Source organism: Streptomyces sp. NPDC043878, assembly GCF_056435735.1.
This window is the reverse complement of sequence record NZ_JBWKDW010000017.1, coordinates 76598-101577: the sequence shown is the minus strand read 5'-3', so window position 1 is coordinate 101577 and position 24980 is coordinate 76598. Positions and strand designations below refer to the sequence as shown.

The 24980-nt window shown below is 72.2% G+C and carries 18 protein-coding genes, 1 pseudogene and 1 riboswitch; of the genes and pseudogenes, 2 read left to right on the top strand and 17 right to left on the bottom strand.

The window, feature by feature from the left end; genetic code table 11:
• Window positions 1-53: 53 nt before the first annotated feature.
• The 15 genes and pseudogenes from AC07AZ_RS23625 to AC07AZ_RS23555 form a co-directional block, all read right to left on the bottom strand.
• Window positions 54-1349, bottom strand: coding sequence for a class I SAM-dependent methyltransferase (locus tag AC07AZ_RS23625; protein ID WP_478850828.1), 1296 nt, complete (start codon window positions 1347-1349; stop codon window positions 54-56).
• 210 nt (window positions 1350-1559) lie between these two features.
• On the bottom strand, window positions 1560-2957 hold the full coding sequence (locus tag AC07AZ_RS23620) for an NAD(P)/FAD-dependent oxidoreductase (RefSeq protein WP_478850826.1): 1398 nt from the start codon (window positions 2955-2957) through the stop codon (window positions 1560-1562).
• Between the two features lie 570 nt (window positions 2958-3527).
• Window positions 3528-4547 (bottom strand): Ppx/GppA phosphatase family protein, encoded by a 1020-nt coding sequence (locus tag AC07AZ_RS23615; protein WP_478850999.1) that lies wholly within the window; start codon window positions 4545-4547, stop codon window positions 3528-3530.
• A gap of 147 nt (window positions 4548-4694) precedes the next feature.
• A pseudogene (locus AC07AZ_RS23610) lies at window positions 4695-5147 on the bottom strand (DUF501 domain-containing protein); the annotation flags it as partial.
• A 48-nt stretch (window positions 5148-5195) separates the two neighbouring features.
• Complete coding sequence (locus AC07AZ_RS23605; RefSeq protein ID WP_478850824.1) at window positions 5196-5672, bottom strand: FtsB family cell division protein; 477 nt, start codon at window positions 5670-5672, stop codon at window positions 5196-5198.
• Between the two features lie 118 nt (window positions 5673-5790).
• Window positions 5791-7077: a phosphopyruvate hydratase gene (eno, locus tag AC07AZ_RS23600; protein ID WP_478850997.1), complete on the bottom strand. Its 1287-nt coding sequence runs from the start codon at window positions 7075-7077 to the stop codon at window positions 5791-5793.
• Between the two features lie 341 nt (window positions 7078-7418).
• Window positions 7419-8147, bottom strand: coding sequence for a transglycosylase family protein (locus tag AC07AZ_RS23595; protein WP_478850822.1), 729 nt, complete (start codon window positions 8145-8147; stop codon window positions 7419-7421).
• A gap of 3 nt (window positions 8148-8150) precedes the next feature.
• A riboswitch (cyclic di-AMP (ydaO/yuaA leader) is annotated at window positions 8151-8316 on the bottom strand.
• A 197-nt stretch (window positions 8317-8513) separates the two neighbouring features.
• Window positions 8514-9524 carry a transglycosylase family protein gene (locus tag AC07AZ_RS23590; protein ID WP_478850820.1) on the bottom strand — a complete coding sequence of 337 codons (1011 nt, stop codon included), beginning with the start codon at window positions 9522-9524 and terminating at the stop codon, window positions 8514-8516.
• Between the two features lie 167 nt (window positions 9525-9691).
• Complete coding sequence (locus AC07AZ_RS23585) at window positions 9692-10963, bottom strand: cytochrome P450 family protein (protein WP_478850818.1); 1272 nt, start codon at window positions 10961-10963, stop codon at window positions 9692-9694.
• On the bottom strand, window positions 10960-12045 hold the full coding sequence (locus AC07AZ_RS23580) for a nucleoside triphosphate pyrophosphohydrolase (RefSeq protein WP_478850816.1): 1086 nt from the start codon (window positions 12043-12045) through the stop codon (window positions 10960-10962). The genes AC07AZ_RS23585 and AC07AZ_RS23580 overlap by 4 nt, the downstream gene beginning before the upstream one ends.
• A 51-nt stretch (window positions 12046-12096) precedes the next feature.
• Window positions 12097-12744 (bottom strand): SurA N-terminal domain-containing protein, encoded by a 648-nt coding sequence (locus tag AC07AZ_RS23575; RefSeq protein ID WP_478850814.1) that lies wholly within the window; start codon window positions 12742-12744, stop codon window positions 12097-12099.
• Between the two features lie 201 nt (window positions 12745-12945).
• Window positions 12946-13773: a glycoside hydrolase domain-containing protein gene (locus AC07AZ_RS23570; RefSeq protein WP_478850812.1), complete on the bottom strand. Its 828-nt coding sequence runs from the start codon at window positions 13771-13773 to the stop codon at window positions 12946-12948.
• A 134-nt stretch (window positions 13774-13907) separates the two neighbouring features.
• Window positions 13908-15443: a protein kinase domain-containing protein gene (locus tag AC07AZ_RS23565; RefSeq protein ID WP_478850810.1), complete on the bottom strand. Its 1536-nt coding sequence runs from the start codon at window positions 15441-15443 to the stop codon at window positions 13908-13910.
• Window positions 15440-16135 (bottom strand): hypothetical protein, encoded by a 696-nt coding sequence (locus AC07AZ_RS23560; RefSeq protein ID WP_478850808.1) that lies wholly within the window; start codon window positions 16133-16135, stop codon window positions 15440-15442. Before AC07AZ_RS23560 ends, AC07AZ_RS23565 begins: the two co-directional genes overlap by 4 nt.
• 170 nt (window positions 16136-16305) lie before the next feature.
• Window positions 16306-18588: an N-6 DNA methylase gene (locus AC07AZ_RS23555; RefSeq protein WP_478850806.1), complete on the bottom strand. Its 2283-nt coding sequence runs from the start codon at window positions 18586-18588 to the stop codon at window positions 16306-16308.
• A gap of 275 nt (window positions 18589-18863) precedes the next feature.
• Between AC07AZ_RS23555 and AC07AZ_RS23550 the strand changes: the two genes are divergently transcribed.
• Window positions 18864-19658, top strand: coding sequence for a LolA-like protein (locus tag AC07AZ_RS23550; protein WP_478850804.1), 795 nt, complete (start codon window positions 18864-18866; stop codon window positions 19656-19658).
• Between the two features lie 76 nt (window positions 19659-19734).
• Here the strand turns inward: AC07AZ_RS23550 and AC07AZ_RS23545 are convergent, their stop codons facing one another.
• Window positions 19735-20457, bottom strand: coding sequence for an HNH endonuclease family protein (locus AC07AZ_RS23545; RefSeq protein ID WP_478850802.1), 723 nt, complete (start codon window positions 20455-20457; stop codon window positions 19735-19737).
• Window positions 20458-20624: 167 nt separating this feature from the next.
• Between AC07AZ_RS23545 and AC07AZ_RS23540 the strand changes: the two genes are divergently transcribed.
• Window positions 20625-20807, top strand: coding sequence for an Rv0909 family putative TA system antitoxin (locus AC07AZ_RS23540; protein ID WP_478850800.1), 183 nt, complete (start codon window positions 20625-20627; stop codon window positions 20805-20807).
• Between the two features lie 406 nt (window positions 20808-21213).
• Here AC07AZ_RS23540 and mfd read toward each other — a convergent pair whose 3' ends face one another.
• Window positions 21214-24753, bottom strand: coding sequence for a transcription-repair coupling factor (gene mfd, locus AC07AZ_RS23535; protein WP_478850798.1), 3540 nt, complete (start codon window positions 24751-24753; stop codon window positions 21214-21216).
• Window positions 24754-24980 lie beyond the last annotated feature (227 nt).

Here is a 24980-nt window from a genome sequence, read left to right as displayed (position 1 = left end):
GCACGCGGCGGGGTCCCGTTCCGGATGCCGGAACGGGACCCTGTCGTGTGTGCTCAGTTCCAGGTGCGCGCCCGCAGTGGCATGCCGGCTGCGCCGGAGTCCGGCGTCCGGATGGCGAGCACCTGGTTGACGCCGATCTGGTTGCGTTCGAAGGCGACCGCGCAGGCGGCCATGTACAGCAGCCAGACCCGGGCGCGGCCGGGACCGGTCAGCCGCACGGCCCGCGTCCAGCCCGCCTCCAGATTGGCCACCCAGCGGCGCAGGGTGAGCGCGTAGTGCTCGCGGATCGACTCGACGTCGCGCACCTCGAACCCGGCGCGTTCCAGCTGGGTGACGGTGGTGCCCAGCGGGGCGAGTTCACCGTCGGGGAACACGTAGGCGTCGATGAACTCGTCGAGGGTGTACGTCGACTCGTCGCGCTGCGGGCGGCGGGCGATCTGGTGGTTGAGCAGCCGCCCGCCCGGCGCGAGCAGCCGGTGGAGCTGGTCCGCGTACTCCAGGTACCGTTCGGCGCCGACGTGCTCGGCCATGCCGATGGAGGAGACGGCGTCGAAGGGCCCGTCGACGACGTCGCGGTAGTCCTGCACCCGGATCTCGACCCGGTCGGTGAGCCCCTCCTCGGCGACGCGCTTGCGGGCGTAGGCGGCCTGCTCCTGGGAGAGCGTGATGCCGACCACCCGCACGCCGTGTTCGCGGGCCGCGTGGACGGCCAGGGAGCCCCAGCCGCAGCCGACGTCCAGCAGCCGCTGACCCGACGTCAGGGCGAGCTTGCGGCAGACGAGTTCGAGCTTGTCCCGCTGGGCGTCCGCGAGTGTGCCCTCCGGTTCGGGCGCGGACCAGTAGGCGCAGGAGTACACCATGGACGAGCCGAGCACGAGCTCGTAGAACTCGTTGCCGACGTCGTAGTGGTGGCTGACGGCGCGTTTGTCGCTGCGTCTGCTGTGCAGGCCGCGGCGGGCTCTGCGCACCTCCTCGCGGGGCGGGGCGGGCGGCAGCGGGGGGCCGGCGAACCTGATGAGGCCGCGTACGGCGGCCCGCACCTCGGGGTCGCGCAGCGCCTGGACCGGGCTCCTGGGGTTCTCCTCGTGCTCCCACAGGCCCGCGATCAGGGCGAGCGCGGTGAAGAGGTCCCCTTCGACCTCCAGGTCCCCGGCGACCCAGGCCCGTGCCAGGCCCAGCTCGCCGGGCTTCCACAACAGCCGGCGCACCGCGCGCCGGTTGCGTACCACCAGTGCGGGCGCGTCCGGCGGCCCGGCCTGGGAGCCGTCCCAGGCGCGGATGCGGAGCGGGAGCGGAGCCCCCAGCAACTGTTCGACGAGGCCCGTCAGCCGCAGCGCGGCGTCAGCCATGGCGTACACCTCCGTGAGGAGTGATCCCTGAACGTCCGACACCACGTAAACACCTGTGACGCCGCGTCGCAGTCCCCCACGCGCGTTACGGCTGAGCAAACCCTTCGCCGCCACCCGCCGGCCGCCGCCCGCCGCCGGCCCCGGAACGCCGAAGGACCTCCCGCACCACGGATGGCGGGAGGTCCTTCGGGCGGAGCGGGTGACCGGAGGTCAGGACGCCTTGGCCTGCTCGGCCTTCGGCTTCTCCTCGGTCTTGGCCACCGCGGCGACCGGCGCCGGCTTCGCGGCCTCGTAGAACTCCTCGCGCGGGGACTCCAGCGCGCCGAGCGCGACGACCTCACGCTTGAGGAACATGCCGAGGGTCCAGTCGGCGAAGACGCGGATCTTGCGGTTCCAGGTCGGCATGGCCATGCCGTGGTAGCCACGGTGCATGTACCAGGCGAGACGGCCCTTGAGCTTGATCTTCATCTTGCCCATGACGATCATCGCGACGCCCTTGTGGAGGCCCAGGCCCGCGACCGCGCCCTTGTTGGCGTGGCTGTAGTCCTTCTGCGGGAAGCCCCGCAGGCCGGAGATCACGTTGTCGCCGAGGACCTTCGCCTGCCGCAGCGCGTGCTGCGCGTTCGGCGGGCACCAGGCGTTCTCGTTGCCGGCCTTGCGGCCGACGAGGTCGGGCACCTGGGCGTTGTCGCCGGCGGCCCAGATGTAGTCGGTGCCCTGCACCTGGAGGGTGGGCGCGCAGTCGACGTGACCGCGGGGGCCGAGCGGCAGGCCGTAGCGGGCCAGCGCCGGGTTCGGCTTGACGCCGGCCGTCCACACGATCGTGCTGGAGTCGACCTCGAGGCCGTTCTTCAGCACGACGTGGCCGTCGACGCAGGAGTCCATGGAGGTGGAGAGGTAGATCTCGACCCCGCGGCTCTCCAGGTGCTCCTTGCCGTACTGGCCGAGCTTGGGGCCGACCTCGGGCAGGATCTTGTCCGCGGCGTCCACCAGGATGAAGCGCATGTCCTCGCGGGACACGTTGGTGTAGTACTTGGCCGCGTCCCGGGCCAGGTCCTCGACCTCACCGATGGTCTCCGCGCCGGCGAAGCCGCCGCCGACGAAGACGAAGGTGAGCGCCTTGCGGCGGATCTCCTCGTCGGTCGTGGAGTCGGCCTTGTCGAGCTGCTCGAGGACGTGGTTGCGCAGGCCGATGGCCTCCTCGATGCCCTTCATGCCGATGCCCTGCTCGGCGAGGCCGGGGATCGGGAAGGTGCGGGAGACCGCGCCGAGCGCGATGACCAGGTAGTCGAAGGGCAGCTCGTACGCCTCGCCGACCAGCGGGGCGATCGTGGCGACCTTGCGGTCCTGGTCGATGGTGGTGACCCGGCCGGTGAGCACCTCCGCCTTCGGCAGCACGCGTCGCAGCGGGACGACGACGTGGCGCGGGGAGATGTTGCCGGCGGCGGTTTCGGGGAGGAAGGGCTGGTAGGTCATGTACGACCGGGGGTCGACGACCGTGACGGTCGCCTCGCCGTAGCGCATCTTCTTGAGAATGCGCCGAGCTGCGTACAGGCCTACGTACCCACCGCCTACTACGAGGATCCTGGGACGCTCCGTGGTGCTCATGCCATCGAGTATCCACCCGGCTCGGGGGGGTAGCTCGTGCGCCCCTTCACAAGCATCCTCAGGCCCTGTGTTATCCTCCGCCGCCCGCTTGATCCGGGGCCTCGCGGGGCGGGTCCGCGGCGGGGCGGTATGAACCGTTGTCAAGGCCGCGTGAGCTGCCCTTCCGTGTGGTCCGGGCCGCCCGGAGACCCCCTCGGAAGCGCCTCGGAAACCCCGCCGGCGCCCTCTCGGAAACGGCCTGCCGGGCCCCTGCCCTCAGGGGTCGAACCCCCGAAAGGGGCAGTCCCGTCACTTTCCTCGCCCGGCCGGACAGAAATCCTTGTGAAGAACTTCACGAACTTTCCCGGCGGGGCGCCTCCAGGGGGTCCGCACAGACCCCCCGGAGGCGCTCATACGCTATCCGACCTGCTCAGCCGAGGGCTACTGATCGGTAGCAAAGGAGACCCGGACCACCCCGCCCGGGTGGCCCACGCCACCCGCCGTCGAGCCCCGGAGCCGGAGCCGGCCCGCCCGGACCACGCCGCCGCGGGACCACACCACCGACCACGCGAAGCCGTCGGGGATCGCCTCCTACCGCGACTCGAGTGCCGTGTGGAACGCGATCCCGTCGAGGATGTCGTGCTCGCTGACCACGACCTCCTCGGCTCCGGTCCGCTCCATGATCGTCAGCAGGACGAGGGCCCCGGCGGCGATCACGTCGACGCGCCCCGGGTGCATGGAGGGGACCGCCGCGCGTTCGGCGTGCGTGGAGCGCAGCAGCCACTCGGTGATCTCGCGGACCTTCTCACGGGAGATCCGCGAGTGGTGGATGGCCACCGAGTCGTAGGCGGGCAGGTTCTGCGCGATGGCCGACACGGTCGTGACCGATCCGGCCAGTCCGACCAGGGTCCGCGCCTCACGCAGCGGGACCGACTCCTCGACCAGGTCGAGGGCCGCCTCGATGTCGGCGCGCATCGCCGCGACCTGCTCGGCGGCCGGCGGGTCGGTGACGACCCCGTCCCGCACCAGGTGCCGCTCGGTCATCCGGACGCAGCCGACGTCCACCGAGCGCGCCGCGCGCACCCCGTCCTCGCCCACGACGAACTCGGTCGAGCCGCCGCCGATGTCCACGACCAGGTAGGGGCGGGCGAATCCGTCCGCCTCCCGTCCGTCGCCGTCCCCGGACGGCGGGCCCGCCTCGGGCCGCCCCGCCAGCTCCCTGGTGGCGCCGGTGAAGGACAGCTCGGCCTCCTCCGCGCCGGAGACGACCTCGGGACCGACGCCGAGGATGTCCCGCACCCCGCGGACGAACTCCTCCCGGTTGGAGGCGTCCCGCGAGGCCGACGTGGCCACGAACCGCACCGTCCGCGCACCCAGGTCACGGATGACCTCCGCGTAGGCGCGGCACGCGGTGAACGTCCGCTCCAGCGCCTCGGGGGCCAGCCGGCCGGTCCGGTCCACGTCCTGGCCGAGCCGCACGATCGTCATGCGCCGGTCGAGTTCGAGCAACTCACCGGTGGCCGGATCGACGTCGGCGACCAGCAGCCGGATGGAGTTCGTGCCGCAGTCGACGGCGGCGACCCGGCTGAACCCGGGGGCGACCGGCGGGATGTCCGCGACGGAGCCGCCACGGAGGACGGCGGGGTCCTCGACCACGCCCTCCTCGCCGGGGTGCTCGTCCGCCGGGTCGGGCGCCTCCAGCGGCTGCACGCACGGGCCCTTGCGCCACCACTCCGGCAGCATCGCGAGCGCCTCGTCGCCCAGCGGGTTGACGCCCGGCCCCGCGGCCAGGGAGTGGCCCACCAGCACGTGCAGGCACTTCACCCGGTCGGGCATGCCGCCCGCGCTCGGGAAGCCCTCCAGCACCTCGATGGCGTCCCGGCGCGCGAGGTAGTCCTCGTGCGCGGCGCGGTAGGCGGCGGCGAGTTCCGGGTCGGTGCCGAGGCGCTCCGTCATCTCCTTCATGACGCCGTTCGCCTCCAGCGTGCCGATCGCCGAGGCGGCGCGCGGGCACGTCAGGTAGTACGTCGTGGGGAAGGGCGTGCCGTCGGGCAGCCGCGGTGCCGTCTCCACGACGTCCGGCTGCCCGCACGGGCACCGGTGGGCGATGGCGCGCAGCCCGCGCGGCGGACGCCCGAGCTGCTGCTTGAAGGCCTCGACGTCCGCGTCGGTGGGCTCGGTGCGCGGGGTGGTCGGCGGGGGCGTTTCCATGCCTGTCTCTCTGTAAGTCGGTTCACCTGGGTCGTTCACCAGGCGAGGTCACCGGTCGGAGGCGTCGGACTTGTCGACGCCGTCCCAGACGTTCGAGTACCAGGGGCGGTCGGCCGCGCCCTGCTCGGCGCGCGACTGCCTGGCCGCGCCGGGGTCGATGACGACGTAGCCGGTCTCCCCCGGCATCACGTAGTGCAGCCGCCGCCGGATCTGCTGCTCGGCGTACGCGTCGTCCTGCCAGCGCGCCTTGAGGTCCCGCAGCTGCTCGACCCGCTGCCTGGCCCGCTCCTTCTGGCGCACCATGTCGGCCATCTCGGCGCGCTGGGAGACGTACTGCCGCATCGGGTAGGCGAGGGCCACGATCAGCGTGCACAGGACCAGGGCGAGCAGGGCCGCGCGGCTGGTCAGCCGGGAGCGGCGCGCCTGGCGCCTGGTCTGGGAGCGGTAGACCCGGGCCGCCGTCTGCTCGCCGAGCAGCCGGATCCTGGTCGTGGTGGAGAAACGGTCCCGGTCCTTCACGGCCACTGGCTCTCCGCCTCCCCTTCGCACCTGTCGGCCCGTCATACGCGCGTACGTCCCCGGACACGGTACGGGACCGGGTACGGGGACGTACGTGCGACTGGCTGAGCCCTGCCGAGGTGGGTCAGCCGCGGAAGCGCGGGAAGGCGCTGCGGCCGGCGTACACCGCGGCGTCGTCGAGGATCTCCTCGATGCGCAGCAGCTGGTTGTACTTGGCGACGCGGTCCGAGCGGGCCGGGGCGCCGGTCTTGATCTGGCCGCAGTTCACGGCGACGGCGAGGTCGGCGATGGTGACGTCCTCGGTCTCGCCGGAGCGGTGGGACATCATGCACTTGAAGCCGTTGCGCTGGGCCATCTCGACGGCGTCCAGCGTCTCGGTCAGCGAGCCGATCTGGTTGACCTTGACGAGCAGGGCGTTCGCGGAGCCCTCCTCGATGCCGCGGGCCAGGCGCTCGGGGTTGGTGACGAAGAGGTCGTCGCCGACGATCTGGACCTTGTCGCCCAGCTTCTTGGTGATGACGTTCCAGCCGGCCCAGTCGTCCTCGTACAGCGGGTCCTCGATGGAGACGAGCGGGTACGCGGAGACGAGCTCCTCGTAGTACTCGGTCATCTCGGCGGCCGAGCGGGACTTGCCCTCGAACTCGTACTTGCCGTCCTTGTAGAACTCGGACGCGGCGACGTCGAGGGCGAGCGCGATCTGCTCGCCGGGGATGTAACCGGCCTGCTTGATGGCCTCGAGGATGAGGTCGAGGGCGGCGCGGTTGGACTCCAGGTTCGGGGCGAAGCCGCCCTCGTCGCCGAGGCCGGTGGACAGGCCCTTGGTCTTCAGCACCTTCTTGAGGGTGTGGTAGACCTCGGCGCCCCAGCGCAGCGCCTCGGAGAAGGACTCCGCGCCGATCGGGGCGATCATGAACTCCTGGATGTCCACGTTGGAGTCGGCGTGCGAGCCGCCGTTCAGGATGTTCATCATCGGCACGGGCAGCAGGTGCGCGTTCGGGCCGCCCAGGTAGCGGAAGAGCGGCAGGTCGCTGGCCTCGGAGGCGGCGTGCGCGACGGCGAGGGAGACGCCGAGGATGGCGTTGGCGCCGAGGGAGCCCTTGTTGTCGGTGGCGTCCAGGTCGAACATGGCCTGGTCGATCAGGCGCTGCTCGGTGGCGTCGTAGCCGACGAGCTCCGGGCCGATCTGCTCGATGACGGCGAGGACGGCCTTCTCGACACCCTTGCCGTGGTAGCGGTTGGGGTCACCGTCGCGCAGCTCGATGGCCTCGAAGGCACCCGTGGAGGCGCCGGACGGAACGGCGGCACGACCCGTGCTGCCGTCGTCGAGGCCGACCTCGACCTCGACCGTGGGGTTGCCTCGGGAGTCCAGGATTTCCCGGGCTACGACGACGTCGATGGACGGCACGAGCATCTCCTTCTTCAATGTGACGCGGGTACGGCCGGGCCGGGGCCCGGCAGGCGCAGCGCCGCCGGGGCTCTGCGGGACGAGCCTAACCGCCCCGGGGGGATCGGTCGGCCTTCCGGCCACGTCGTGGACAGAACCGAGAGGAAATTGTTTCCGAACGGAACAAAGAGCGGAGCTGCGCGGAGCCCGAAAGCGGGGTGCCGGACAGCAGAAAGCCCCGCTCCGGTACGTACGGGGGAAGACGCACCGGAGCGGGGAGCCCGTGGGGACGGGGGGTGACCCTCACGAGGGCCCCAGCCTGCGGGGCCCGGATGTGAGGGCGCTGTGGTTCGGCTACGGGCCGGGTGTCACTTCAGGTGGAGCTGCTGGCCCGGGAAGATGAAGTCGGCGTCGTCGACGATGTCCTTGTTCAGCTGGAACAGCTTCTGCCAGCCGCCCTTGACCTTGTGCTTCTCGGCGATCGAGCTGAGCGTGTCGCCCTTGACGACCTTGTACTCGCCGTCACCCTTCTTGACCTTCTTGCCGGTCGGGGTGCTGACGGTCTTCTTGGCGGCCGGGCGCTCCGCGGAACGGGAGGCCGGCTGCTCGGAGGTCGAGCGGGTGGTGGCCGAGGAGCTGCTGCTGGAACCGCTGGAGCTGTTCGAGCCGCTGGAGCTGTTCGAGCCGCTCGACGAGGTGCCGGTGCTGCCGGAGCCGCTGTAGCCGGCGCTCGACAGGCCCTTGCCGCAGACCGGCCAGGCACCCTTGCCCTGGGAGGCGAGGACCTTCTCGGCGACGGCGATCTGCTGCGCCTTGGAGGCCTGGTTGGCGGTCGAGGCGTACTGCGTGCCGCCGTACGCGGCCCAGGTGGAGGCGGAGAACTGCAGGCCGCCGTAGTAGCCGTTGCCGGTGTTGATGGACCAGTTGCCGCCGGACTCGCACGCGGCGACGGTGTCCCACTCGGACGTGGTGGCGGCGGAGGCGTTGCCGGCCGCCATGAGCGGGGCGGCGATGGCGACACCGGTGACGCCGGCGAGCGTGGCGACGCGGGTGGCCTTGGACGGGCGGCGGTGCTTGCCCTTGCCGGAAAACAGCATGGTTGATCCCCTCACCGACGCCTGCGAGGTGAGCTGTCGGGTTCGGGCCGGTTGAGTTGCCCGGCCACACCTCCGTGGGAGGCGTGGCTTAACCCCAAGCCGTTCCGTCAACTGCCCGGCGCGGCGCTTACCTTGGGTCCCCCGCTCCTGCCTACGGCGCATTACGCGACGACTGTTCCCGTACGGCCGCTGGCAGGATTCGGCGTTGCGGCCGCCGGGGCTCGTGTTGACGAGCGGTCACGACCGTAGACAGGTGATCCGGCGAATTTCAAAGACGATCAGGGCTTCTGAGAGTCATCCCACACTTTCACCAAAGCGGACATTCGGCCATAAGTGTGACGCGAACTCCCGCTGCTTTTCGCCCGGTTAGACCCCGACTCGCAGGGTCTGACCGGGGGCGATGCTGCTCGGGTCGACACCGATGGCGTCCCTGTTCGCGTCGTAGAGCGCGCGCCACCCGCCGTCGAGGCCAAGGGAGTCGGCGATGGACGCGAGCGTGTCCCCGAGGCGGACGGTGTAGGAGTCGACGGGCGAGGCGTCGCCCTCGCCGGCGACGTGGCGGCCGGCGGAGGGGGCGGCGTCGGTCGTGGCGTCCTCGTCGGCGCTGCCACCGCGGTGCCGGCCGGAGCTCAGCGACCCGGTGTCGACCAGGCTCGAAGTGCCCACGCTCTGCTGAACGTTGTCCGCTTCATCCTGCTTCACCGCACCGGAGGACGAGTTGCCGGAAGTGCCCGGATCGCCCTGATCGGCGCGGGAATCGGCGCTCTTGTCGGCGCCGGCGCCGGAGGCGGTACCGGACTTGGCCGAGTCGTCCTTCTTCTTCGTGCCGGCCCCGGCGCTCGCCGACGCCCCGGACGAGGTGGGCGACGCCGAGGGCGAGGAAGAGGACGAAGACGAGGACGATTCCGATGAGTCGGACAAACCGGAGGAGCCAGAGGAGCCGGAGTCGGACGAGTCGGGCGCGGTGGTGCCCAGGCCGGTGTCGATGTCGGCCGAACCGGAGTCCTTGCTGAGCCCGGCGAGCAGACCGCACGTCGGCCAGGCGGTGATGCCCTGGTCGTCGAGCATCTTCTCGGCCACGGCTATCTGCTGGGAGCGGCTCGCCTCGTCGGCGCTCGACGCGTACTCGAGGCCGCCGTACTTCTCCCAGTTCTCCTGGGAGACCTGGAGGCCGCCGTAGTAGCCGTTACCCGCGTTCTCGCTCCAGGAGCCGCCGCTCTCGCACTCCGCGACCTGGTCCCAGGTGGTGCCGGCGGCCGCGCTCGCCCCGGTGGCGCCGAGCAGCGGGATCGCGATGGCGGAGCCGGTCACGCCGGCTGCCACGAGGAGAGCCGGAGCCTGACGGGGGCGACGGTGTCGACCGTTCCCGGAGAGCATGCGGAGACCTTTCGCAGAACGACAGTGACCGCGCGGCGCCCACAGCCGGGGACCGCGCTGATCCGTGAACGTATAGGCACACGATCACTTGTCACAAGTTAATGCCGCGTAGATCACGTGAACATCACAGAGTTGAGGCCATGTCACCTTTACGCAGGTGGGAGCAGTCATCCACGGGGCGTGAACTCCACCGGCAGCGTACGCAGTCCGCGCATGATGAGGCCGCCCCGCCACCGCAAGTCGGCCGGATCCACACCCAGTTGCAGGTCCGGCAGCCGGGTGAGGAGCGTGCCGATCGCGCTCTGGCCCTCCAGCCGGGCGAGCGGGGCGCCGAGACAGTAGTGGATGCCATGGCCGTACCCGAGATGCTGGTTGTCCCGCCGCCCGAGGTCGAGCACGTCCGGATCGGCGAACCGCTCCGGGTCCCGGTCCGCGGCCGCGAGGACCACGAGGACGGGGTCACCCGCCGCGATGTCCTGCCCGCCGAGGGTCAGCGACCCGGTCGCGAACCGCCAGGTCGCGAGCTCCACCGGGCCGTCGTAGCGCAGGAGTTCCTCCACCCCCGTCTCCAACAGGCCCCTGTTGCCGGCGGCGAGGGACTCCTGGAGGCGGGTGCGCTGCCCCGGATGGTTCAGCAGCGCGTACACGCCGTTGCCGATGAGGTTGACGGTGGTCTCGAACCCGGCGAAGAGAAGGATGAACGCCATGGCCGCCGCCTCGTTCTCGCTGAGGTGCTCGCCGTGGTCGGAGGCGCGGATCAGCGCGGAGATGAGGTCCTCGCCCGGCCCCGCCTCGGCGGGCAGCGCCGCGCGCTTGCGGTGGATCAGCTCGGCGAGATAGTTCCGCATCTTCTTCACCGACCGCGCCACCCCGCCCCGCGGGCCGCCGCCGTGCCGGATCATCATGCCCGCCCAGTCCCGGAAGTCGTCCTGGTCTTCTCCGGGGACGCCGAGCAGGTCGCAGATCGCGTAGATGGGCAGCGGGAAGGCGAACTCGTGGATGAGGTCCGCTGAGCCGCGCTCCGCGAACCCGTCGATGAGCTGGTCGGTGAGTTCCTGGACCCGGGGGGCGAACTCGGCGACCCGCCGCGGAGTGAACGCCTTGGAGACCAGCCGCCGGAGCCGGGTGTGGTCCGGCGGGTCGATGTTCAGCAGATGGGTCATGAGCTCGGCCTTGCGCTCACCCGGGATGCCGGTCTTGCCGCGCGCGTGCGCGGGCTCGTCGTGATGCGCCGGGTTCTTGCTGAGCCGCGGGTCGGCGAGGGCCTGTCGGGCGTCCGCGTACCGGGTGACCAGCCATGCCTCCACACCGCTCGGCAGCCGCGTGCGGTGCACGGGGGCGTGCTCGCGCAGCCAGGCGTACGCCGGGTAGGGGTCGGCGGCGAACTCCCAGGTGAAGAGGTCGGGTGCGGGGGGCGTGGGCGGGGGCTGGTCGGTCACTCCCCGACGGTATCCGGCGCGGCCGGCTCCCGGTCCACGCCCTCCGCGACCCGCACCGCGTCCCGGTAGGCGCGGGCCGCCGCCCGCAGCGCCGCCTCCGGGTCCACGCCCGCCGCCTCGGCGCGCACCGCCAGCGCGAGCAGTTCGTACCCGGCGCCCTCCCCCCTCGGCAGCGGTACCTCGAGTCCCGCCGTCCGCACCCGTGAGGCCAGCTTCGCGGCGAGCGCCAGGCCCGGCTGCCCGAGCGGGACGCCCTCGGTCAGCGAGGTGCGCCGCTTCTCCACCGCCTTGGTGCGCAGCCAGTGCGCCTTGACCTCCTCGGGGGTCGTGGCGGTCTCGTCCCCGAAGACGTGCGGGTGGCGGTGGATGAGCTTGGCGACGATACCGGCGGCCACGTCGTCGATGGAGAAGGCGTCCGAACCGTCCCGCGGGTCGCCCTCCTCGGCGATACGGGCGTGGAAGACGACCTGGAGCAGCACGTCGCCCAGTTCCTCGCGCAGTTCCGCGCGGTCGCCGTCCTCGATCGCCTCGACGAGTTCGTACGCCTCCTCGATGCCGTACTTCGCCAGGCCCTCGTGGGTCTGGCGGGACGACCAGGGGCATTCGACCCGGATGCGGTCCATGACCTGCACGAGGTCCAGCAGCCGGGCACCGGGCAGGTCGTAGGAGGCGGGCAGCAGTTCCAGCTCCGGCATCGCGACCCGGCCCGAGCCGGCCAGCCGGGCCAGGCCGTCGGTCAGGGCCGGCTCCCCCTCACCCGTCGCGACCACGGCGACCGTGCGCCCGCCGGCGCAGGCCGCGACCAGTTCCTCGGCGGACGGCGCCACCTCGTCGACGGCGATCCCGGCCTCGCGCAGATACGGCAGTTGCGGGTGCGCGCCGTCCCCGCACAGCACCCGGTCGGCCGCCCGCAACGCCTCCCAGGCCGGCCAGGACAGCAGACCGGGCGCGACACGGTGGCTGGTGGTGAGCAGGACGACGCGGCCGGTGGCGGAGCTGGTCGCGCCTTCTGGGGTGGTCGCGCCTACTGGGCTGGTCGCGCCTTCTGGGGTGGTTGCGTTCACCCTCCGAACGTAACCCACGCCACCGACAGCACCGGGGCCGTCCACAGGGACGGGAGCCCCGGCGAACCGTTACGCCGTCTGCTGCGTGTCCGTCGCCGTGACCTCGCGCACCCAGGGCGTCTTCGCGTCGACGCGGCTGCTCTTCTGGACGTCCCAGCTGCCGTAGCGGGGATTGAGGTCGACCTTCAGGGCCTCGGACGCCTTGGACAGGGCCTTCCAGAACTCCGGCCGGCTGGTCTGGGTGCCGAGCGCCGCGGCGAGTTTCTGGGCCTCCAGCTGGAGGCGGAGGTTGTCGTCGAGGCGCTGCGGCGGAATGCCGTACTGCTGGAGCCAGGCCGTCTCCAGCGCCCTGGGGCCGCCGGCCTGCTGCTCCAGGCCGCTGCGCATCCGCTGGATCTCCTTGCGGGTGACGGTCACGCCCGCGTCCCCGGCGGCGCGGTGCAGCACCCGGTCCAGGACCATCCCGTGCAGGGTGTCGCGGGTGAGCGTGCCGGTCTTCGCGATGGCCTGCTCGTACTGGGCGTCGTCCGGCACGGCCGCCCGCTGGGCCTCGCGCACCTCGTCCACCCGGTTCTCCAGCTGGGCGACGGTGATCCGCTGACCTCCGACCACGGCCGCCGCCCCGGGATGCGCGTCGCTCGCGCACGCGGTCAGGACGGGGGCCGCGGCGACGATCGCGGCGGAGAGGACGAGCGCGGTGCGACGGCGGCGGTGCAAGGAAGCCTCCCGAGGAGATTGTGCGACGGTGCACAAAGTCTTGCGGTGATCGATGGTAGGCAGTGGCCAGGCTCTGGCCAACCCATTCGACCAACGATTCACCGGGACTTCGGGCACCGCCGCGCCCGCACCCGCTCGGCCGGGCTCCCTCGGGTCACCCGCCGGTGGCCCGCGGACCGTCCGCCGGTGCTCAGCCGGTGCTCAGCCGGTGATGGCCACCGGGCCGTCCCACGCGTCGCGGTCCACGGTGATCGTGTAACCGCCGCGGGTCTCCTTGCTGTTGACCATGTACTGGTGGCCGCGGCTGTGGTCGGTCCACTGCGTGGCCGTGAACGGCCAGTCCGTGGTGGTGGTGTTCTTCTTGTCCCACAGCGCGTACCACATGTTGCCCGGCAGGTCGGTCCTGTCGGTGGCGTTCGCGATCGCCTTCGCGCTGGAGCTGGTGAAGCCGTAGTAGCCGCTGCGGTACGTCTTGGCGCGCAGGGCCTTGTCGAAGGCGCGGACGTAGGTGAGGACCGCGTCGTTGCACGCCTTGTTCGTGATGTCGTACGCCTCCATGTCGAGGTAGACCGGGCTGCCGGCCTTCATCCCGAGGGCGGACGCCTTGGCCACGGCGTCGGCCGCGTCGCTCGTGCCGAGGGAGGCGGCGGTGGCGGTCGTCATCTTCTCGGGGCTGGAGCCGCTCTGGCAGGACGGCTGGGCGCCGACGTACAGCGGGATGAGCTTCCAGCCGGCCGCGCTGACGGACTTCACCCAGGACGCGGTGAGGTTGGCCTGCGTGCAGCCGCGGTTCTTGCCGCCGACGTAGACCGCGGCGGCACCGTAGAAACCGGTGTTCCACGCCTTCATCGCGGCGAGGGAGGGCGCCGTGCAGGCGTCGAAGGCACGGCCGGTGAACGTGCGCTGCGCGGGCCAGGTCGTGGCGGCCATGGACGTCTGCGCGGCGATCCCGGCCCCGGCGACGACGGCGGCACCGGCGACACCCCAGGTGAGGTATCTGCGCTTCTTCGACTGACGATGGCTGGACATGGACGAACCCACCCCTGGTGTGTCTCGGTTGAGCGATGTGTGCGATACGGCGGTGCGTGTGGTGCGTGTGGTGCGTGTAGTGCGCGTGGTGCTCGCGTTGCCTGCCTGCGGCGCGGTGCCCGCGGTACGTAAATCTAGCCGCGCACCTGACCAAGCCACTGGAGGGTCCGGCGGATCTCCAGCGCCAGCGGGTTTCCCGGGCCCTGGTGGCGCTCCACGTCGTGCAGCAGCCGGCCCAGCGTGTCGTGCGCGGCGGCGCGGTCACCGAGGGCGAGGAGCAGGTGCCCGATACGGCGGCGGACGTCGTGCGAGAGCTCCGGGCCGCCGGCCACGTACTGGTTCTCGTAGTACGGCAGCAGCGCGCGGTACTCGGCGAGCGCCGCCGCCGGTTCGCCGAGCTGCTCCAGACACTGCGCGGCCTCGTAGCGGAAGCGCAGGGACTGCGGGTCGGACCGGCCGGCCTCGGTGGCGCGTTCGTCGGCGAGGCGGCGCAGTTCGGGCAGCGCGCGCCGGTACTGGCCGTCGTCCATCAGCGTCGCCGCGTACTGCTTGCGCAGCGTCCGTACGACCGGGGAGTGCTCGCCGTGCTGTTCGGCCGCGGCGGGCAGGATCGCGCCGAGGATGTCGACGGCCTGGGTGATCCGGCCCTCGCCGAGCAGGCGCTTGACGTCGTCGACGGCCCGGGCCACATCGGGTTTCTCCGCGACCGGCGCGGCGGACGCCACGGGAGCCGGCTGCGGCGCCGGTGTGCGCGCGAGGTCCGGCCAGGGGGCGTGCGGGCGCAGGAACGGGCGCGTGGGATCGAGCGGCGCCCCGGTCGGCGTCCCGCGCGCGGGCAGCAGCAGCGCGAGGTGCTCGTACACCTCCTGCGCGGACGCGGGACGGTGCTGCGGGTCCTTCGCGAGCAGCCGCAGCACGAGCGCTTCGAGCGCCTCGGGCACCTCCGCGCGCACCCGGCGCACGGGCAGCGGCGGTTCGTACAGGTGCCGGTGCAGCACCCCGAGCGCCGTGGACCCCGCGAACGGCACGTCCCCGCTGAGGAGTTCGTGCAGCAGCACACCGAGCGCGTACAGGTCGGTGTACGGGCCGACCGCGCCGCCCATCGCCTGCTCGGGAGCCATGTAGGCGGGCGAGCCGATCGGTGAACCGGTGTGCGTCAGGCGGGTGGTGTCGGTGTCCATGACGGAGGCGACACCGAGGTCGAGGACCGTGACCGTGCCGTCCTGCTTCACCATCACGTTGCGCGGCTTGAGGTCGCGGTGGACGATCGGCACCGCGTGCACGGCGCTGAGCACGGCGCACAGTTGCGCGGCCACCGCCACCGCCCACTGCCACGGGTACGGGTCGTGCTCGGCGAGATGGTCGGACAGGTCCGCGCCGTCGACGTACTGCATGACGAGGAACAACTCCTCGCCCTCTCTGCCCGCGTCGTGCACCGTGACCAGTCCGGGGTGGTCGACCTGCGCGGTCACCCGGCACTCGCGCACGAAGCGGCGGCGCAGTTCGTCGGCCTCCTGGCCCGCCACCTTGTCGGGACGCAGCAGCTTCACCGCCACGCGCCGGTCCAGCCGCTGGTCGTACGCCGTCCAGACCTGGCCCATGCCGCCCTGTCCGATGAGCGTGGACAGTTCGTAGCGGTCGGCGACGGTCCGCCCGGCCGCCACGGTCATCGTCCGCCCTCGGGCCGGGCGTCCGGGTGTCCGTCGCGCGGGCCGTCGGACCGGCTGTCGTGCCGGCGGAGGTAGTCGCTCAGCTCGTCGAGCTCGGCACGCACCTGGTCGATGCGCACGGGCGCCGGGCGCTGGGGCGGGGGCGGGGTGGTCAGCGGCTGCTGCGGCACCGGCACGGGGGTGTGCGGCACCGCGGTGTGCGGCACGGGGGTGTGCGGCACGGGGGTGTGCGGCATCGGGGACGGGGACTGCGGCACGGTCGCGGCCGGGTAGGGCGGCTGCGGCTGGGCCTGCGGATAGCCGTACGACGGCCCGGCCGGCGGCCCCTGCGGCCCGTACCCGGCGTACTGCTGCCGCTGGAAGTGGCGTATGTCCGCCGCGAGGAAGTACGAGACGGCGACCACCAGCGTGCCCAGGAGCAGCACCAGGCCCAGCCAGCCGCTCGGGGTGTGGATCTCCTCGCCGGACTCCGAACCGAGCAGGTACAGGCCGAGGCCCTCCAGCACGATCGACGCCGCCAACAGGCCCCAGTCCAGCGCCTTGCGGGTCACGATGGCCAGGCGCAGCAGCATCACCCAGGTCAGCATGCCGAAACTGCACACGGAGACCACCACGAAGACCACGCGCAGGAGAACCAGCACGCCCGTCGACGGGGGCTGCTTCGCCGGCTGCCTGTAGCCGTGGCCTTGCATGGCTGCTCCTGATGCCTGAAGTGGGCGTACGAGGGCGACCGTCGCCGGCGCGCACCGGGCGGCAACGACGGTCGTGCGAATGTCGCTTCGAGCGTATAGGCCGACACGGACAACTGGCCTGGGGTTGTACCGAACCGTTGTGGCACTGATCACGAGCCGTGCCCGGCGCCTCAGTCCGGTGCGACCGTACCGTCCGTGAGGCCGTCGTACATTCCGCGTACGAGCTGCTCCCCGAGCCGTCCCGCCTGCCTGAGCGCCCGCTCGAACTCGTCCAGGGCGCGGAAGCGCGCGCCGTAGCGCCGCTGTTCCTCCAGCGGCGCCCTCGGCAACTGGAGGCGGCGCACGTCGAGCCGGGTCGCGGTGGACGCGTAACTGCTGGCCTGACGGTTGTTGGCGGTACCGCGCAGGAACCCGGCGAGGAACCACGGGTCCAGCGCCGCCGGGTCGGGGCGCAGCAGCACGAGGTTGCGCCCGAGGGCCGCTCCCGCCGTGGCCCCGTCGATCACGCGCGCCACGGAACCACCGCCGAGCACCGGGACGACCACATCGCCCACCTCCGTGAGCACCGCGTCCTCGTCGCTCTGCGGCAACGAGCCGGAGGGGTCGGTTCCGGCGAGGACGTCGCTGTCGGTGAGCACGCGCACGCGCGCGGGCCCGCCGGTTCCGCCCGTCAGCATCACCAGGGCTGCCCCGCGCGCGAGTTCACCGACGGTGGTGAACGGCCGGCGCGCGAGCCTCACCGCGTCCACGGGCGGCGGGGTGAGACCGGCGATCCGCTGGAGGGTCTCACCGAGACGCTCCCGTACGGCCGTCAGCTGTTCGGCGCCCTCGGCCGCCGTGGCGGGCGGCAGATGACGGGCCGGGGCGAGGTCCACGTCGTCGTCGAGGAGGTCGATGACGGGCACCGAGCGCGCCACGCCGGGCTGTTCGTCGAGCCGGCCCGCGCGGTCGAAGGGTCGCCACGCCCCGAGAACGGCGTCCCGCACCGCCCGCCAGTCGGGTCCCCCGCGTCCCTCGGTGGCGAACCGTCCCGTGTCGGCGAGCAGCACCTCGGGCTGCGCGGGGGCCTTCTCCGGCCGGCGCAGCACCCACAGGTGCAGCGGGATGTTGTAGGGCGGCGCGGCACCGACGGGCAGCGCGATGACGGCGCGCAGCGCACCCCGGCGCAGCAGGTCGGCCCGGATACGGCGCCCCGACCGGCGGGACGCGGCGGCCGGCGGCATCAGCAGGACGGCGGTGCCACCGTCGGTGAGGCGGGCGAGCGCGTGCTGCACCCAGGCCAGCTCGGACTCGGTACGGGCCGGGAAGCCGTACTCCCAGCGGGGGTCGTAGGCGAGTTCGTCGTGCCCCCAGTTGCGCTCGTTGAAGGGCGGATGGCACAGGACGGCGTCGGCGCGCAGCCGGGGGAAGGCGTCGGCCCGCAGGGTGTCGCCGACGGCGCCGCGCACTGCGGCCGGGGTGTGCAGCGCGAGCCGCAGCGCGGTGAGCGCGGCGAGGTCGGGGGCACTGTCCTGGGCGTGGAGCTGCTGGCCGGTGCTGGGGGTTACGGCGCGCAGCAGGGCACCGGTGCCGCAGGCTGGGTCGAGGACGGTGCGGGCGGGGCCGGCCAGGTCGGCCATGAGCCCGGCGAGTTCGGCGGGGGTGAGCGTGTACTGGCGCGGGTTGGCGTCGAGATACCGGCCGAGCAGGAACTCGAAGGTCCGCCGCGCGCCCAGCTCGGCGGCGAGTTCGGCGGCGCCGCGCAGGAGGGGGACGGAGGGGAGGAGTTCGGGGCCGGTGGGGGGGTGGAGGGCGGGGGCGGGGCCGGTGGTGTGAACTGGGGTGGGGGTGTTCACAGCGGCTCGCTCGTTCGCGGCGACTCGCTCGTTCGCGGCGGTACGGCCGTTCACGGCGTAGGCGGGGTTCACAGGGGCGGAGTCGCGAACGGTGCTGGGGTCGTGAACGGTGCTGGGGTCGTGAACGGTGCTGGGGTCGTGAACGGTGGCCGGAGTGTTCACACCGACCGGCTCGTTCACACCCACCGAGCCGTTCACGCCCGGCGCCGCACGCCTGCCGGCCGCCCCGAAGCGCGGTGTCAGCACCTGCCGCAGCGCGGCCGGCAGCATCGCGGCGAGACGTTCGTCGGAGCCGGCGGCGACCTCCAGCCAGTCGGTGGGGCGGTCGTGGATGAGCAGCAGGACGCAGCCGACGTGGGTGAGGGCGGTGACCGGCCCCTCGGGGTGGCCGGAGACCTGTTGCCAGACGCGTTCCCGCAGGGGGACCTCGGCCAGCTTGCCCTGGCGGCGCAGCCATGACTCGACCTCGGCGAGGGCGAAGGAGGGGCTCGTCTCGGTGCCGCCGACCGGTTTGGGGAAGTCGGCGTGGCGGCGGCGCCAGTTGCTGACGGCCGCGCGGCCGACACCGGCGAGCCGTGCGATTCCGGCGGCGGTGACCTCGGTGGCGTTGTCCTGCACGCGCCCCGCTCCCCTCATCCCGTGGGCGTTCCGCCGCGGTCGATCCGCCCGGGCACCCGTGTGTGACGCCGAGCATAACGACGTATGCAGGATCTACCCCTTCACGACCGTGTACACGCGAAAATCCGTGAACGATGTTGACTCGGTTCACACGCTCTGATGTGATTGACCCAGCGAACGACAACGCGGCTGTTGACCAACGACGGCCGCCCTCGCCGCGTCACCTCAACTCCGCGTCACCCCCACCCACACGCCACCTCACCTAGGGACCTGCCATGCGTCGCACCGCCCTCGCCGCTCTCTGCCTCGCCGCCGCGGCCACCACGGGACTCACCGGCTGCCTGCCCGGCCAGGACGACGCGGACAGCAAGGCGAACTCCGCGGGCGGTTCGGGCTCGTCGGGCGGGTCCGGCAAGGGGCAGGAGCCGTTCGCCGGGCTCAGCGGCGGCGAGATAGCCGACCGGGCCGTCAAGGCCACCACCGGCGCTTCGTCGCTGCGCATGAAGGGCGACGTCGTCGACTCCGGGAGCGACGGCACGATCCGCATCGACATGGCCGTGAACACCGCGGGCGAGTGCGCCGGCACGATGAGCATGGGTGGCCAGGGTCAGGCCGAGTTGGTCAAGACCGGTGACACCGTCTACATGAAGTACGACGAGGCGTTCCTGCGCGCGCAGAGCAAGGGGGAGGCGAAGGCGGACGTCGACGCGGCGGTGTCCCTGCTGGCCGGCAAGTGGACCAGGATGTCCGCGACGGGCAAGGACGCCAAGGACATCGCGGGCTTCTGCGACCTGGACACGGTCCTCGCCGGCGCCGAGGACGTGAACTCGGACGCGACGCGCGGGAGGACCGGCACGGTCGACGGCACGCCCGCGATCGTCCTGAACGAGAAGGACGGCAAGGACAGGTACACGCTGTACGTGGCCACCGAGGGCAAGCCGTACCTGCTGCGGGTCGTCGACAGGTCGGCGAAGGAGCCGGGCACCCTGACCTTCAGCGACTACGACAAGCCGGTGCCGGCCAAGAAGCCCGGCGGCGACATCGTGGACCTGGACGCGCTGGGGGGTTGAGCCAGACCGTCCCCGGGGCGTTCCGGCGCCCCGGTCCGCCAGGTCGGCGTGGAAGCGGGCGTGTGCCCCGGTCCGCTCAGTCGGCGTGGAAGCGGGCCGGCGCCTCGGTCGGGTTGCCGCCGGTCGGGAGTTTCTGGCCCGGACAGCCGGCGAGAACCTTCTTCATCGCGGCCTGTTCGGCGGAGCTGACCCACAGTTTGTACTTCTTCTTCACGGCGACCTGCGCGGCGACGTAGGTGCAGCGGTACTTCCTGTTGGGCGGCAGCCAGGTCGCGGTGTCGCCGTCCCCCTTGCTGCGGTTGGTGCTCGCGTCGACCGCTATGAGGTTGAGGGGGTCGTTGGCGAGGGCTATGCGCTTGCCGGCGTCCCAGTACTTGGCGCCCTTCTGCCAGGCGTCGGACAGGGCGACGACATGGTCGATGTCGACCTGACTGCGGCCCCGTCGATAGGTCACCGTCTTGCCGGAGTACGGGTCCGGGTCGAGCGCGCCGTAGGACACCTTGCAGGTGCCGCCGGTGAACTTCACGTCCTCCAGGTCACGCTTGAGGATGTCGTCCCGGGTGTCGCAGCTGTTGGAGTCGGTGTCGGCCCAGGCGGTGCCGAACCGGTCCCGGTCGTAACCGGTCTTGGGGGCCCGCCCCTTGACCGTGAGCGACTCGGCGGCCGTGAGGGCCGCACCTCCTCCGCCACCCGGCCCGGCCGTCTCCTCGGGTCCGCCGGACCCCAGGGCCTGGTCCTTGCAGCCGGTGACGGCGAACACCATGACGACAGCCACGGCTGCCCCGCCCCTCAGACGCATCACTGCGCGTCCCTCCCCTTGCTCTGCCCGGCCCCGCCCGGCGCGGGCGGTTCTCGCTGGACCCACCGTAGCGGCGGAGAGGTCCAGACCATACCGGGCCTTAGTGGGACATCTGCCGCAAGTGGCGCGTATCCTCGTTCGTGAGTCACCTCCGGAAGGAGCTCTGGATGGGCATCCTCGACAAGCTCAAGAACCAGATGAAGGGCGACCGGGGCAAGCACGCGTCCGACGCCGCCGAAAAGCAGGTCAACGACAGGACGGGCAACAAGTACGAGAGCCGGGTCGACGACGGGCAACAGCGGATCGAGGGCTCACTCGGCATGGACCGCGACCGCCCCGACCAGCCGTAGCCCCGGAGACTGACGGAAACCCACGGCGCTTCACACGGGCCACGGGCCACAGGCCACGGGCCACAGGCCACAGGCCACGGGCCACGGGCCACGGGCCACGGGCCACGGGCCACGGGCCACGGGCCACGGGCCACGGGCCACGGGCCACGGGCCACGGGCCACAGGGTGCGAACGACCGGGGAGCAGAAGCCGTCCGCGGAGGACCTCCTCCGACGGACGGCTTCACGCCGCTCCCCGCACCTCCGCACGGGCCCCGCACCAGCGCACCACCCCGCGGGGGACCCGCACCAGCGCACCACCCCGCGGGGGACCCGCACCAACGCACCACCCCGCACGGGGAACCACCGCACCACCCCGCGCGGAACCCGCCCCACACGGCCCCGCGGAAGCGACCCGCCACGCCCCGCTACGACCCCAGGATCGACGTCAGGAACTCCCCCACCCAGCCCAGCAACTCCCGCCCGAGCAGCGGCTTCCCGCCCACCTTCGCCGTCTTGGGGCGGGGGACCAGGAGCTGGTGGGCCGTCGCCTTGATGACGGTCCCGGGGTAGAGGCGCTTCACCCGCAGTTCCTGGGACTCGCGCAGTTCCACCGGCGCGAAGCGGATGTTGTTGCCCTGGAGGACGACCTCGCCGACCCCGCACGCGCGCGCGAGCATGCGCAGGGCCGCCACCAGCAGGAGGTTCTCCACCGGCTCGGGCAACTTGCCGTAGCGGTCGACGAGTTCCTCGCGTACGGCCTTGATGTCCTCCTCCGTGTTGACGGAGGCGATGGCGCGGTAGGCCTGAAGGCGCAGCCGCTCACCGGGGGCGTAGTCGTGCGGGACGTGGGCGTCGACGGGAAGCTCGATCTTGACCTCGAGCGGCGGCTCCTCCTCGACCCCGCCCTCCAGGGAGGCCCGGTAGTCCGCGACGGCCTCGCCGACCATCCGCACGTACAGGTCGAAGCCGACGCCCGCGATGTGGCCGGACTGCTCGCCGCCGAGGAGGTTGCCGGCGCCGCGGATCTCCAGGTCCTTCATCGCCACGTACATGCCGGCGCCCATCTCCGTGTGCTGGGCGATGGTGGCGAGCCGTTCGTGGGCGGTCTCCGTCAGCGGCTTCTCCGGCGGGTAGAGGAAGTAGGCGTAACCACGCTCCCGCCCACGCCCCACGCGCCCCCGCAGCTGGTGCAGTTGGGAGAGGCCGAAGTTGTCGCCGCGCTCCACGATCAGCGTGTTCGCGTTGGAGATGTCGATGCCGGACTCGACGATCGTGGTGGAGACGAGGACGTCGAACTTCTTCTCCCAGAAGTCGACGACCACCTGTTCCAGGGCCTGTTCGGACATCTGCCCGTGCGCGGTGGCGATGCGCGCCTCGGGGACGATCTCGCGCAGCCGGGCGGCCGCGCGGTCGATGGACTCGACCCGGTTGTGGATGTAGAAGACCTGGCCCTCGCGCAGCAGTTCGCGGCGGACGGCGGCGCCGATCTGCTTCTCCTCGTACGGCCCGACGAAGGTGAGGACGGGGTGGCGCTCCTCCGGCGGGGTGGTGATCGTCGACATCTCGCGGATGCCGGTGACCGCCATCTCCAGGGTGCGGGGGATCGGGGTCGCGGACATGGTCAGGACGTCGACGTTGGCGCGCAGCTTCTTCAGCTGTTCCTTGTGCTCGACGCCGAAGCGCTGCTCCTCGTCGACGATGACCAGGCCGAGGTCCTTGAACCTGGTCTCGGAGGAGAACAGGCGGTGGGTGCCGATGACGACGTCCACCGAGCCGTCCCGGAGGCCCTCCAGGGTCGCCTTCGCCTCGGTGTCGGTCTGGAAGCGGCTCAGTGCCCGCACGTTGACCGGGAACTGCGAGTACCGCTCGCCGAACGTGCCGAAGTGCTGCTGCACCAGCAGGGTCGTCGGCACGAGCACGGCGACCTGCTTGCCGTCCTGGACGGCCTTGAAGGCGGCGCGGACCGCGATCTCCGTCTTGCCGTAGCCGACGTCGCCGCAGATCAGGCGGTCCATCGGGACCGTCTTCTCCATGTCGTCCTTGACCTCGGCGATGGTGGTGAGCTGGTCGGGGGTCTCCACGTACGGGAAGGCGTCCTCCAGCTCGCGCTGCCACGGTGTGTCGGGGCCGAAGGCGTGGCCGGGCGCCGCCATCCGCGCGCTGTACAGCCGGATGAGGTCGGCGGCGATCTCCTTGACGGCCTTCTTGGCGCGCGCCTTGGTCTTCGTCCAGTCGGCGCCGCCCAGGCGGTGCATGGTGGGGGCCTCGCCGCCGACGTACTTGGTGATCTGTTCCAGCTGGTCGGTGGGGATGTAGAGGCGGTCGCCCGGCTGGCCGCGCTTGGCGGGGGCGTACTCCACGACGAGGTACTCGCGGGTGGCGCCCTGGACGGTGCGCTGCACCATCTCGATGTAGCGGCCGACGCCGTGCTGCTCGTGGACGATGTAGTCGCCGGTCTCCAGGGTGAGCGGGTCGATGGTCTTGCGGCGGCGGGCGGGCATGCGGGCGCCGTCCTTGCCGGCCGCCTTCTGGCCGGAGAGGTCGGTCTCCGTCAGCACGGCCAGTTTCAGCGCCGGGTCCACGAAGCCGTAGTCGATCGAGCCGCACGCCACGTGCACGACGGCGGGGGCGATCTCTCCGAGGTCGGTGTCGAGGCGGGCGGCGATGCCCTCGGTGCCGAGCACCTCGGCCGTGCGTGCGGCGGGGCCGTGGCCCTCGGTGACGTACACCGTGCGCCAGCCGTCGGCGAGCCAGCCCTTGGTGTCGGCGAGGGCCTTCGCCGTGTCCCCGCGGTAGGTCTCGGGTGCGCGCATGCCGAGCTTGAGGGTGTCGCCGTCGAGGGCGGCGAGTTCGTCGTCCGCGGCGAACGGCGACACCGACCACCACATCATGTCCAGCTCGCGGGCCCGGTCACGGACGTCCGCGAGGGACCACAGGGAGGCCGCGCCGACGTCGATGGGTGCCTCGCCGCCGCCCGCGGTGGCCGCCCAGGACGCCTGGAGGAACTCCTGGCTGGTGGCCACGAGGTCGGAGGCGCGCGTGCGCACCCGCTCCGGATCGCACACGACGGTCATGGTGCCCTTGGGCAGCACGTCGAGCAGCAGTTCCATGTCGTCGACCAGGACGGGGGCGAGGGACTCCATGCCCTCCACGGCGATGCCCTCGGCGATCTTCCCGAGCAGCTCGCCGAGTTCGGGGTGCCGCTCGGCGAGGACCCGCGCGCGCTCGCGCACGTCGTCGGTGAGGAGCAGTTCGCGGCAGGGCGGCGCCCACAGGCCGTGGTCGGCGACCTCCAGGGAGCGCTGGTCGGCCACCTTGAAGTAGCGGATCTCCTCGACGTCGTCGCCCCAGAACTCGACGCGCAGCGGGTGTTCCTCGGTGGGCGGGAAGACGTCCAGGATGCCGCCGCGGACGGCGAACTCGCCGCGTTTCTCGACGAGCTCCACGCGCGCGTACGCGGCGGCGGCGAGGGCCTCCACGATCGCGTTCAGGTCGGCGGTCTGTCCGGTGGCGAGGGCCACCGGCTCCAGGTCGCCCAGGCCCTTGACCTGCGGCTGGAGGACGGACCGCACGGGGGCCACGACGACGGAGACCGGGCCGGTCTCGGGGTCGTCGGCGCGCGGGTGGGCCAGGCGGCGCAGAACGGCGAGGCGGCGGCCGACGGTGTCGCTGCGCGGGCTGAGCCGTTCGTGCGGGAGCGTCTCCCAGGACGGGTACTCCGCGACGCCGTCGGAGGGGAGCAGGGTGCGCAGGGCGGCGGCGAGGTCCTCGGCCTCCCGGCCGGTGGCCGTCACGGCGAGCACGGTGCGGCCGGTCTCGCGGGCGAGGGCGGCGACCGCGAAGGGGCGGGCCGCGGCGGGGCCGATCAGGTCGACGTGCATACGGTTGCCGTCGCCGGCGGCGGTGATCGCTTCGGCGAGGGCGGTGTCCTTGACGACGGCGTCGAGCAGACCGTGCAGGCTCATTCGGGGCGGCTTTCGTCCGGGGGGTGGGCAACGCGAATCGCCCGACGCGCGCTGCGGGCCGGGGGAACCTCCAGCGTACGACGGCACGCGCGCGTCCGTCGGGCCTGTGGACAACGCCCCGGCCGCCGGCGCCCGCGGTGGGCGCGCACGGCGGTGGGGGGGGGGGGGGGGGGGGGGGGGGGGGGGGGGGGGGGGGGGGGGGGGGGGGGGGGGGGGGGGGGGGGGTG